At 70.5% G+C, this 10,758-nt stretch carries 13 protein-coding genes; 7 read left to right on the top strand and 6 right to left on the bottom strand.

Translation table 11 applies throughout. The features are described 5' to 3' along the window. From F8566_RS50095 to F8566_RS50085, 5 genes are all read left to right on the top strand, one after another. Positions 1–479 (top strand): hypothetical protein (locus F8566_RS50095; RefSeq protein WP_225993480.1); only part of this gene is annotated, 479 nt, incomplete at its 5' end. After that, positions 476–637 (top strand): hypothetical protein, encoded by a 162-nt coding sequence (locus F8566_RS50090; RefSeq protein WP_192809840.1) that lies wholly within the window; start codon positions 476–478, stop codon positions 635–637. The genes F8566_RS50095 and F8566_RS50090, both read left to right, overlap by 4 nt. 150 nt (positions 638–787) lie before the next feature. Beyond that, entirely contained in the window at positions 788–1,222 is a 435-nt protein-coding gene (locus F8566_RS24505) for a hypothetical protein (protein ID WP_151563721.1), read from the top strand. A gap of 113 nt (positions 1,223–1,335) precedes the next feature. Further along, a complete protein-coding gene (locus F8566_RS24500; protein WP_225993479.1) occupies positions 1,336–2,619 on the top strand; it encodes a cytochrome P450 in 1,284 nt (427 codons plus the stop codon). Positions 2,620–2,691: 72 nt separating this feature from the next. Continuing rightward, positions 2,692–4,356 (top strand): serine/threonine-protein kinase, encoded by a 1,665-nt coding sequence (locus tag F8566_RS50085; RefSeq protein ID WP_192809834.1) that lies wholly within the window; start codon positions 2,692–2,694, stop codon positions 4,354–4,356. Here the strand turns inward: F8566_RS50085 and F8566_RS24490 are convergent. The 6 genes from F8566_RS24490 to F8566_RS24465 all read right to left on the bottom strand — a co-directional run bounded on the left by F8566_RS24490 (position 4,343) and on the right by F8566_RS24465 (position 9,037). Next, positions 4,343–5,029 carry an HAD family hydrolase gene (locus F8566_RS24490; RefSeq protein ID WP_192809833.1) on the bottom strand — a complete coding sequence of 229 codons (687 nt, stop codon included), beginning with the start codon at positions 5,027–5,029 and terminating at the stop codon, positions 4,343–4,345. The genes F8566_RS50085 and F8566_RS24490 overlap by 14 nt on opposite strands. 20 nt (positions 5,030–5,049) lie before the next feature. Beyond that, a complete protein-coding gene (locus F8566_RS24485) occupies positions 5,050–5,424 on the bottom strand; it encodes a RidA family protein (protein WP_151563715.1) in 375 nt (124 codons plus the stop codon). Beyond that, positions 5,408–5,989, bottom strand: coding sequence for a helix-turn-helix domain-containing protein (locus F8566_RS24480; protein ID WP_151563713.1), 582 nt, complete (start codon positions 5,987–5,989; stop codon positions 5,408–5,410). The genes F8566_RS24485 and F8566_RS24480 overlap by 17 nt, the downstream gene beginning before the upstream one ends. A gap of 27 nt (positions 5,990–6,016) precedes the next feature. Then, positions 6,017–7,129, bottom strand: a complete 1,113-nt coding sequence (locus F8566_RS24475; protein ID WP_225993485.1) for an acyl-CoA dehydrogenase family protein — start codon at positions 7,127–7,129, stop codon at positions 6,017–6,019. A 4-nt stretch (positions 7,130–7,133) separates the two neighbouring features. Next, on the bottom strand, positions 7,134–8,336 hold the full coding sequence (locus F8566_RS24470; protein WP_225993478.1) for an acyl-CoA dehydrogenase family protein: 1,203 nt from the start codon (positions 8,334–8,336) through the stop codon (positions 7,134–7,136). Positions 8,337–8,413: 77 nt separating this feature from the next. After that, positions 8,414–9,037 (bottom strand): TetR/AcrR family transcriptional regulator, encoded by a 624-nt coding sequence (locus F8566_RS24465; protein WP_151563710.1) that lies wholly within the window; start codon positions 9,035–9,037, stop codon positions 8,414–8,416. 98 nt (positions 9,038–9,135) lie between these two features. Here F8566_RS24465 and F8566_RS24460 point away from each other — a divergent pair, with 98 nt between their 5' ends. Next, positions 9,136–10,050 carry a TIGR03564 family F420-dependent LLM class oxidoreductase gene (locus F8566_RS24460; RefSeq protein WP_151563709.1) on the top strand — a complete coding sequence of 305 codons (915 nt, stop codon included), beginning with the start codon at positions 9,136–9,138 and terminating at the stop codon, positions 10,048–10,050. Between the two features lie 231 nt (positions 10,051–10,281). Then, positions 10,282–10,695: a hypothetical protein gene (locus F8566_RS24455; RefSeq protein ID WP_151563708.1), complete on the top strand. Its 414-nt coding sequence runs from the start codon at positions 10,282–10,284 to the stop codon at positions 10,693–10,695. Positions 10,696–10,758 lie beyond the last annotated feature (63 nt).

The raw sequence follows: 10,758 nt of genomic DNA, 5'->3' as shown, positions 1-10,758 counted from the left end.
CGGGCACCGCGGCCGATACCGCCGGCCCGGCCCGCCGCGGCGTGCTGCGCGGGCTGGCCGCCGCGGGCGCGTCGCTGGGGCTGGCCGCGCTCGGGGTCTTCCCGCAGGCACGTCAGGCGCTCGCCGCCGGATACAGCCTGGGCGGCGGCTACCACATCTACGGCCGCTGTCCCTCCTACGCGGCCAACCACAACTGCTCCCCCGGCTGTGGTCCGAGCGTCGTGTGCCCGACGTGCTGCCGTACGTCCGGGAGGTACAAGGGCTACCACAAGTCCGGTAAGTCCCACCCCGGCCGCTACAGGCTCCGGCCCAACCAGTGCTACAGCGGTCGCTGGGACGGCTGGCTCTGGGGCTACTCCCGGCGCTGCGGCAACTGCCGTCGCGGTGTCACCTGGCGATGCCACGACGGCTGGAAGAAGTCCGGGCGCGGTGCCTGGTACAAGACGATCTGCCGTAAGGCCACGAGTTGCCGCACGTGACAAGGGGCCGGCGGGCCCGCGCCGCGTTCACCGACCCGCTGCTCGCGGTCGCGGCGCTGGCGCTGCTCGCGGTCGCGGCGGCCGCACTGCAGGCCACGGTGCTGTGCTGGGCGTCGGTCGGCGCGCTGGCGGGGTTCGCGCTGTCCGGCTCGGTTTGAACGCGTAACTCGGAGGCCGTCCTCTTCTCGCCAGGTTGGCGAGGCCCGGTACGGCAGGGCGAGATCCTTGCCGTCTTCACCCTCGGGCTGCTGCTCGGGGGCAGTCTCAGCGCCCTGGTCATCTGGCTGCTGTCCGGCCTGGCCGCACCGTTGCCGCCGTACACCCGCACGGCCCTGATCATCGTGATCGCCGCCGTCGGCGCCGCCCGCGAGCTCGGCCTGGTGGCCATCCCGCTGCCGCAGAACGCCCGGCAGATCCCGCAGGAGGTCCTGCGATTCCGGTTGCGGCAGGGCACACTCCAATTCGGCTTCGAACTGGGCACGGGCGTGCGGACCTACGTGTCGGCGAGCACCCCGTACGTCCTGGCCCTCGGCCTGTTGCTCAGCCACCAGGCCCTGCTCCCGACCGTGCTGGCCGGAACCGCGTTCGGCGCCGGCCGGGCGCTCAGCGCGGCCCTCACGCTCTGGTCGCGCGACCCCGACCGCGGCGCCACGATCGCCGCGCGGATGACCTGGATCAAGAACGTCACTGCGACCACGATCCTCGCCGCCCTCGCCGCCCTCGCCGCCCTCCTGATCGCCTGACCCTGGAATCTCCAAGGGTCCCGCCCGGCGACGCGTGCTTGACGGCGGGGCGGGGGGCGGATTCGATGGGAACCGAACGGCATTCGGGCTTAACGGCACGAGGACGGTACAGCGTGGGGACCGAAACACTCGAACCGACCGTCGATCTGTCGGATCTGGAATTCTGGGCGCTTCCGCAGCGGCAGCGGCTCGCGGCCTTCGCGGCGTTGCGGGCCCAGGACCGTCCGGCGTTCTTCCACGAGCTCAAGCTGCCGTTCATCAAGCACGGCGCCGGCTACTACGCCCTCGTGCGGCATGCCGACGTGGTCGAGGCCAGCCGCAACCCGGAGATCTTCAGCAGCGAGCCGTGCTCCAACAGCATCGCCGACCTGCCCCGCTACATGGCACGCTACTTCGGCTCGATGATCAACATGGACGATCCGCGGCACGCCAAGATCCGGCGGATCGTGTCGCGTGCGTTCACCCCGCGCGTCCTGGCCAAGCTGGAGGCCGATCTGCAGGCCACCGCGACGCGTATCGTCGACGACCTGCTGGCAGGCGGGCCGTGCGACTTCGTGACCGAGGTGGCGGCGCGCCTGCCGGTCCAGGTCATCTGCGACATGATGGGCATCCCCGAAGCCGTGCGGCCGATGGTGTACGACCGGACGAACGTCATCCTGGGCCTGGGCGACCCGGAGTACACCGGCGGCCGCGAGTTCGTCAGCACGGGCATCACCCGCAGCGGCATGCTCTACGGCCTGACCAAGGGCATGACGGCGGGGTACGAGCTCAACCACCTGGCCATGAAGCTGGCGCGCAAGCGGCGCCGGGAGCCCGGCGACGATCTGGTGTCCGCCCTGGTGAACGCCAACGTGGACGGCGAGTCACTGACCGATCAGGAGATCGGCTCCTTCTTCATCCTGCTCGTCGTCGCCGGCAACGAGACCACGCGCAACGCGATGTCGCACGGCCTCAAGCTGCTGACCGACAACCCCGAGCAGCGCGCCCTGCTGCTGGCGGACTTCGAGGGGAACATCGCGGGCGCGATCGAGGAGATCCTGCGGATGGCGACGCCGGTCATCCAGTTCCGCCGCACCCTCACGCATGACCACGTCATGAACGGGCAGCAGTACCGTGCCGGCGACAAGGTCCTGCTCTTCTACAACTCGGCCAACCGTGACGAGACGGTCTTCCCGGATCCCGACGTCTTCGACATCACCCGTTCCCCGAATCCCCATGTCGCCTTCGGCGGCCCCGGCCCGCACTTCTGCCTGGGCGCCAACCTCGCCCGGCGAGAGATCACGGTCATGTTCCGCGAGCTCTTCACGCGCGTTCCGGAGATCCGCGCCAGTGGGCGCCCGGACCGGCTCTTCTCCAACTTCATCAACGGGATCAAGCACCTGCCCTGCACCTGGTGAACCAGTGACGGCGGACATTCCGATGCAATAAGGTGCATGTCTCCCCGCCGTGATCATCAGGAGTCGTCTCCCATGCCCGAAGCCGATCCGCTGCGCCCCGAAGACCCGCAGGCAGTGGGCCCGTATCCGCTCTCCGGACGGCTCGGTATGGGCGGCCAGGGCGTGGTCTACCTCGGCACCGGCCCCGACGGGACGCCCGTCGCCGTGAAGCTCCTGCGCGAGGAACTGGCCGCCGACCCGCGTGTGCGCGAACGGTTCATGAAGGAGATCGCAGCCGCCCGCCGCGTCGACCCGTTCTGCATCGCGCAGGTCCTCGACGCGTCGCTCGACGGCCCGCGCCCGTACATCGTCACCGAGTACGTCGAGGGCCCGTCGCTGCAGCAGGCCGGACCCCGCCCCAACGCGGCGTCCCTCCAGCGGCTCGCCGTCGCCACCGCCACGGCCCTCGCCGCGATCCACCAGGCGGGCATCGTCCACCGCGACTTCAAGCCGTCCAACGTCCTGCTCGCCCCCGACGGCCCGCGCGTCATCGACTTCGGCATCGCCCGCGCGAGCGAGGCACCGCTGACGATGACCAGCAGCATCATCGGCACTCCCGCCTACATGGCACCGGAGCAATTCGAGGGAAAGGCCATCGGCCCGCCCGCCGACGTCTTCGCCTGGGGCGTGGTGATGGTCTTCTCCGCGACCGGCGAACCCGCGTTCGGCGCGGACACGCTCCCGGCCGTCATGAAGCGCGTCATGTCGGACACCGCCGACCTCAGCCGCCTCCCCGAACCGCTGCGCGCCACCGTCGCCGACTGCCTGGCCAAGGACCCCGCACAGCGTCCCACCATGCAGGACGTCCTCCTCCGCCTCCTCGGCTCCGCGCAGCAGACGGCGCCCATCCCACCCGTCGCGACCCCCGCTCCTCCGCTCTCCGACGCGACGGTCATCGACGGACCACGCTCTCCCGCAGCCGCAGCCGCAGCCGCAGCCACGGCTGCACCCCGCCCCGCTGCCGCGCCGCTCCCTGCTTCCACACCCCGGCGGCAACGTTCCCAGGGGCGGCCCGCGCTCATCCTCGGCATCGGCGGCGCCGGTGTCCTTCTCGCGGCCGCCGCCGCGGTGATCCTCGTCATCACCCAGCTGACCGGCGACTCCGGCCCCAAGGGGACAGAGTCGGCCGGCGCCAACGGAGTCTCCAAGAACGGCACGCAGCAGGACGGCGATGGGGCGAACTCGGCGGACGGCACCGGCCAGACACCTGGAAAAGGCACAGAAAAGGCCTCCCCCGGCGCCGGAACGACCCCAAAGGCGGGCGGAGGGCGTACCAACCCCTCCAAGTCCCCCGGCACGGGTGGGGGCTCAAGAGGCGGCGGCGGCTCGGGCGGCGGCGGCACGGAGGGCGGCACGGGCGGCGACTCCGGTGGCGGCGGAGACAGCGGCTCGCAGCCACCTCCGCCGCCCGGCGCGCGGATCTCCTACTTCAGGGTCGGCAATTCCGGATGCAACCGGAAGGGCTACCCCATGGACTTCAACTACAGCATCGTGGCGGACAAGAACCCGACGAAGATCGAGTTCGCCATCTACTTCAACGGCCGTCTCGGTGTGGGCCACCCCATCGACGCCACCGCCGACCCGGCCTTCACCATCTCCAACGCCAGGACCGAGGACGAGGCGGGCACCTACACCTACCGCATGGTGCTCCTCAAGCCCGCCCGCGCCGAGATCTCCAGGACGGTCAAGGTCTGCTGACCAGGTCGAGGACTTCGGAGAGGGACTTGATCTCGGGGCCGGTCCAGTTGACGGGCTCGAAGCGGTGGTGGACGGTGCCCTCGTCGAGGATGCGGACGGCGGTCATGCCCGCGGCGGTGGCGCCCGCCAGCTCGTCGCTGCCGCCGTCACCGACGAAGAGGCAGCCGGCCGGTTCGACGCCGAGCCCTTCGCAGGCGAGTGCGAAGATGCGCGGGTCGGGCTTCTTGAGGCGCGCGGTATAGGAGAACACGGGCACCCGGATGTAGGGCGCGACTTCGAGCGTGTCCCACTCGTCGGGAAGCTCGTCGGTGCAGTCGCTGATGAGCGCGATGTCGACGTCCCACTCGCGGAGCGTCCGGAGCGTGCTGACCGCGTCCCGGCGGAGGTTGCGGAACGAGCGTTCGCCGGAGCGCCGGAGCTCGGCGGCGGCGGCGAGCTGCTCGGCGGTGGCGGGGACGCCGAGGCGGCCGGCGACGTCCGCCAGGGCGGTGGAGAAGTCGCCCATGGCGCCGACACAGCGGTCGGACCAGGTCTCCCACCACACTCTGCGGAACTCCTCCGGCGGGGCGCCGATCGCCTCGGCGACCGCCGTGATCGCCGCGACCCGGCGCTCGGGCGCGCTGGCCACGGTCAGGGTGCCGAAGAAGTCGAAGACCACCGCTTGGTAACGCACGATCGCAGCGTACCGGGGGCTCACGCCACGGCGACGCCCTCGATCTCCAGCAGCCATTCCTCGCTGTAGATGCCGGTGATGATGATGGTGATCGCGGGCCGGTGGTCGCCGAGCACCTCAGCGCGGATGCGGCTGTTGGCCTCCCGGTCGCGCCGGTCGGCCAGGTAGACGGTCACCTTCGCGAGGTCGCGCAGGGTCATGCCCGCCTCGGCGAGCACCCGCTCGACGTTGCGCCACGCCAGCCGGCACTGCCCCTCGAAGTCGTCCGGAAGGTCGCCGCCCCACGGCGGCTGGCCGCTGACGAAGAGCAGGCGCTGGGCTCCGCTGACGAGCGTTCCGTGGGTGTACGCGGGGGTCGGCTCGGGCAGTCCGGCGGGGTCAATGGTCTCGATCACGCGTGCTCACTTCCATGGCCGTGTAGTAGACGCACTCCTCCGCACCGTCGTTGGCGAAGGCGTGCGTGGCGTCGCCGGCGTAGTACATGGCGTCGCCCGTGGTGAGCCGGTGCGGGGTACCGTCGATGGTGACCGTCAGCTCGCCGCGTTCGACCGCGACGTACTCGCGCGAGCCCGCCGCGTGCGCCGCGAACTCCCCCACGGTCACGCCTGCCGGCACGGTGGTGCGGATGAACTCGAACTCCACACCCGGCAGCGTCGGCGACAGGATCCGCCGCTCCCAGCCCGCGGTCTCACGCAGCGCGGGCTGGTCGGCGTGCCGCAGCACGATCACGCGGTCGGCGGCCTGATCGTCGAGCAGCCGGGCGGCGGTCGTGCCGAGCGCGGTCGCCAGCCGTGCGAGCACCACCACGGTCGGCGCCTTCGCGCCGCGTTCCACGTCGGAGATCATGCTCCGGCTGACGCCGCTCGCCGCCGCGAGCGCGTCCAGGCTGACGCCGCGCGACTGCCGCTCTCTCCGCAAGCGCCGTCCGAGATCGGCCAGCGAGAAGTCCGCCCTGCTCACGGACTCCACTATAGAGGAATATTTCCCCTATAGCGTCAACCCGAGACGTTCGGCGAGGCGGGCCCGGTGATGGCGCGGCGGACCCAGGAGGAGCTCGCTGCTCTTGGCACGCTTGTAGTAGAGATGCGCGTCGTGCTCCCAGGTGAAGCCGATGCCGCCGTGGAGAAGCAAGTGGTCCTTGGCCACCTGGAAGTAGGCGCGGCCTAGGTAAGACTGCGCGAGAGCAGCGGCGACGGGCAGTTCGTCCGGGCTCTCGTCGGCGGTCCAGGCGGCGTAGCGCACGATCGACTCGGCCTGTTCGAGGGTGCAGTGCATGTCGGCGAGTTTGTGCTTCACGCCCTGGAACGAGCCGACGAAACGGCCGAACTGCACGCGGAGCTTCGCGTACTCCACGATCGTGTCGAGGCAGCGGCGGAGACCACCCAGCTGCTCGGCGGCGAGGGCGACGGAGGCCAGGTCCAGGACACGCGAAATCACCTCGCTGGCGTCGTCAGGACCGATCTGGCGTGCGGGCGTGGCGTCGAACGTCAGCGTCGCCTGCGGGCGGGTGAGGTCGAGGGTGGTGAGGGGTGTCCGGGTGAGCCCGGACGCGCCGGACTCGACGGCGAAGATCGCGATGGGCCCGTCACCGTCGCTCACCTCGTCGACGAGGGTGGCGGCGAGAAGGATGAGATCGGCGTCCGCTCCGCTCAGCACGCGGGGAGCCGGACCGCTGAGCTCGTAGCCGCCGGAGGACTTGCGCGCGCCGGGAATCGGCTCACCGAGGATCGGGATGGCGAACGTGGCGACGGTGGTGCCTGTGGCGATGCCGGGCAGCAGATCCTTGATCGCCGTTTCGTCACCGGACTCCAGGAGCACGTTCACGGCGAGCACGGCCGAGGCCAGATAGGGGCTCGGGGCGAGCGCCGCGCCCAGTTCCTCCATCACCACCGCGACCTCGGCATGGCCGGCACCGGCGCCGCCGAGGGACTCGGGCACCGCGAGAGCGGCGAGATCGAGCTCGCCCGTCATGCGGGCCCAGACGTCCGGGTCGTACGGGGCGGACGACTCGGCGATCTCGCGGACCTTGGCCATCGGGGCCGTGCCGGCGAGGAAGTCCCGGACGGAGGCCGCCAGTTCCTGCTGCTCCTCGGTGGGGATCAGCTCACTTGCCCGCCTCCTTCGACTGCGTGCCGACCTTGAGATCGCGGAACGGGATCTCGCGATCGACCTGGGGCTCGCGGGGCAACCCGAGGACACGGTCACCGATGATGTTGCGCATGATCTCGTTGGTGCCGCCGCCGAGCGCCATCCCGGGCGCCCAGGCAAGCGCACGCGCGATCCCTGCTCCACTCCCGCGGCCGTCCCCCTCGTAAGCGACCGACTCGGCGCCGAGGATCTCGCTCGCGACGTCGGCGCCGGCCAGCGTCAGGTCGGCGAGCAGCAGCTTGGCGATCGAGCCGCGCGCACCCGGGAAGATCCCGGCCTTGACCTCCTGCGTGAGCCGGGCGTTGAAGAGATCGAATGCCCGTTCCTGCAGGTAGAGGTCGACGAGCTGGTCGACCACCGCGCGGTCGCCGAGCAGGCCGCGGTCGCGGGCGGCACGCGACAGGGCCTCGAACGAGGCCGGGCGTTCGGTGCGGGCGGCGCCCATGCCGATCGACACGCGCTCGTGGAGCAGGGTGGTGACGGCGGCCGACCAGCCCTCGTTCACCGCACCCACGACCTGGTCGGGCGCGACGCGGACGTCGTCGAAGAAGATCTCGTTGAAGTGGGACTCGCCGGTCATGTCGCGCAGCGGGCGGACGGTGACACCTGGATCGTGCATGTCGATGATGAACATCGTGATGCCCTTGTGCTTGGGCACGTCCACGTCCGTACGGGCGATGAGCAGGCCGTAGTCGGCCTGGCGGGCCACCGACGTCCACACCTTCTGCCCGTTGACCACCCACGCGTCGCCGTCGAATACGGCCCGCGTCTGCAGCGAGGCCACGTCCGACCCTGCACCGGGCTCCGAGAACATCTGGCACCAGATCTCCTCGCCGCGCAGCAGCGGCCGGATGTAGCGCCTCTTCTGCTCCTCGGTGCCGATCGACACCAGGGTCGGGCCGCACATGCCGAGGCCGATCCCGAAGACCCCGACCGGGAGCGTGACGTCCCGGGCGGCCTGCTGGAACGCCCGTTCCTCCGCGGCCGACAACCCCTGCCCGCCGTACTCGGCAGGCCACGTGATGCCGGAGTACCCGGCGTCGTACAGCTTCGCCATGAACGCGCGGGCGGTGGCCAGGTCGGGCTCGCGGGGAAGCTCGCCGGCGTTGGCGTCGAGCCAGGCTCGAGCGCGGCGGCCATACTCGTCCAGATCCGTCACAGGGCGGCTCCTCGGTGAGGCGCAGTCAGCATGCACTTACGCTAACGCTTGCCCATTCAAAACGGAATCACGTTCGGTTACTGCGCCTCGAGGTCGGCACCGCTGATCGCGCGGCCCGGCAGCGGCGTGCCAGGCCGCGCGCGCAGGCCGTCCAACATCAGACCGACCAGCCGGCCAGGAACGACGTCCACCAGCGCGGCGGGAATGTCGGCTGCCTGATGGATGTGGACGTTGATGAGCATCCCGATGTCGCCCGGGCCGACGTCGCCGCGCATCACCCCCGCGGTCTGGGCGCCCTCGACCATCAGAGCCAGGAGCTCCACCAGCCGGCCACGGGCCTCTATCACCTCCGGATCATGCCGGATCTTGGCGTGCAGGACCGGATCGACCGTGGTGCCCAGCACGCCCATCCGGAGCTCGATGCAGCGGCGGACGAAGCGGCTCAGCGCACTCCAGCCGTCGGGCTCCTCGTCCCACGCGGTCTGGGCGATCTCCACCACGCGCCGCATCGTGTGCGCGGATATGCCGATCATCAGGTCCTCGCGGTCGGGGAACCGGCGATAGAGGGTGCCGATCCCCACACCGGCTCGCTGGGCGATGTCCTCCAGCGGCGGCATTCCACCCCGTTCAACGATCAGCTGCCGGGCCGCCTCGAGGAGGAGGTCCCGGTTGCGCCTGGCATCCGCGCGCAGCTCCGCCACTCCTTGTCACCTCTCTAACGGAGGATTTTCCTCCACATATTGGTACTGTGCGCTATGCGGAGGAATTTCTTCCGCTTATGCTCCAGAGGAGACGCAGTATGCGCATCGGACTGTTCGTGGACGAGCTTGGCATGTCCCTCGACGCCGTCGTCGAGAAGACGCGGGAAGTCGCGGAAGCGGGCTTCACCGGCGCCTGGTTCGCCCAGCGGCATGGCTGGGACGCGCTCACCACCCTGGCCATAGCGGGCCGCACCGCTCCCGGTATCGAACTCGGCACCAGCATCGTGCCGACCATTCCCCGGCACCCGCTGGCCATGGCGGCACAGGCGCTGACCATCCAGGCGGCGACCGGCAACCGGCTCACGCTCGGGCTCGGCGTGAGCCACAGGTACATCGTCGAGGACGGGTTCGGCATGTCGTTCGACCGGCCCGCGCTCAGGATGCGCGAGTACCTGACCGCGCTCGGCCCGCTCCTGCACGGCGAGAGCGTGGCGTACGAAGGCGAGACGCTCAAGGCGGAGGGGGGCGTCCTGGCTCCGGGTGCGAAGCCGCCCGCGGTCCTGATCGCCGCGCTCGGTCCCGCCATGCTGCGAATCGCCGGCGAACTCACCGACGGGGCGATCGTGTTGTGGTCCGGGCCCGAGGTCATCGCCGACTACTTCGTTCCGACGATCACCAAGGCGGCGGCGGGCGCCGGGCGTCCGGCCCCTCGCGTGGTGGTCTCCCCGTTCGTCGCCGTGACGGATGACCCGGACGCGCGCCGCACCTGGATCGCCGAGAACTTCGGCAGGGCCGCGCAGGTCCCCGCCTACCGTGCCGTCATGGAGCGCGGCGGCGCCGCGGGTGTCGAGGACACGATCGTCGTGGGCGACGAGGCCACGGTCGAACGTGAGATCCGCCGCCTGGCCGACGCCGGCACGACCGACCTCATCCCCATTCCCTTCGGACCCGAGGAGGAGCAGGCCCGGACCATCGCGTTCCTCGCCGACCTCGCAGGCGACGCACGCGAGTGAGCGGACGCTCGGAAAACGGACCGGGCTCCCGACGGCGCGGATTCGGGAGCCCGGCCAAGCGACGTGAACGTGAGTCAAGACCGCATCGGCCGCGATTAGTGCCCTGGGGCTACCCGTGCGGTCCCATCTTGGCCCCCTGGCCTCTGTCGCCCCTCCGTCCCGCTCGCGAGCATGGTCCGCGGCCGGTGATCATCCGGCCGCCCATTCCCCGGACCACAGCAAAGGACACCCATGCGCAGAACGGCTATCAGCTTTGCCGCCGCAGCGATCGCGGTGAGCGCCATGGCGCCGGCCGCGCAGGCCGCGGAAGCCGCCGTCGCGAAGCCGATGAAGGCCACCGACTGGAACCTCGACCTCTACAGCCCCACGGAGGTCAAGGCCTCGGGCACGTGGGCCGTCAACGGCAGCAACATCGTGCTGACCGGCAGCCTCCGCGACACCACTCCCGGCGACATCGCCGTGGCGAAGCTTGAGTTCTACCGGAACGCCAATGGCACCGGGACGGTCAGGACGATCACCGCCGACACCACCCACACCTTCAGGTTCACGATGCCCGGCACCTCCGCGACCCGGCTTTGGGCGAGGAAGATCCTTTCCTACAGCGACAACAGGACCGAGCGCAGCTCGGTCGTCCGCATCAAGTAGCACGCAATCAAGTAGCACGCGCAGCGCAGGGCCGGGTCAACGCCCGGCCCTGAGTCATGCCCG

Source organism: Actinomadura rudentiformis (assembly GCF_008923185.1).
In the GTDB taxonomy this organism is placed as follows: domain Bacteria; phylum Actinomycetota; class Actinomycetes; order Streptosporangiales; family Streptosporangiaceae; genus Spirillospora; species Spirillospora rudentiformis.
This window is presented reverse-complemented; position numbering and strand designations above follow the sequence as displayed.

Bases quoted from the DNA above. Each gene is read 5' to 3' on its own strand.
- F8566_RS50085 (WP_192809834.1), top strand. From the start codon at position 2,692: ATGCCCGAAGCCGATCCGCTGCGCCCCGAAGACCCGCAGGCAGTGGGC.
- F8566_RS24460 (WP_151563709.1), top strand. From the start codon at position 9,136: ATGCGCATCGGACTGTTCGTGGACGAGCTTGGCATGTCCCTCGACGCC.
- F8566_RS24455 (WP_151563708.1), top strand. From the start codon at position 10,282: ATGCGCAGAACGGCTATCAGCTTTGCCGCCGCAGCGATCGCGGTGAGC.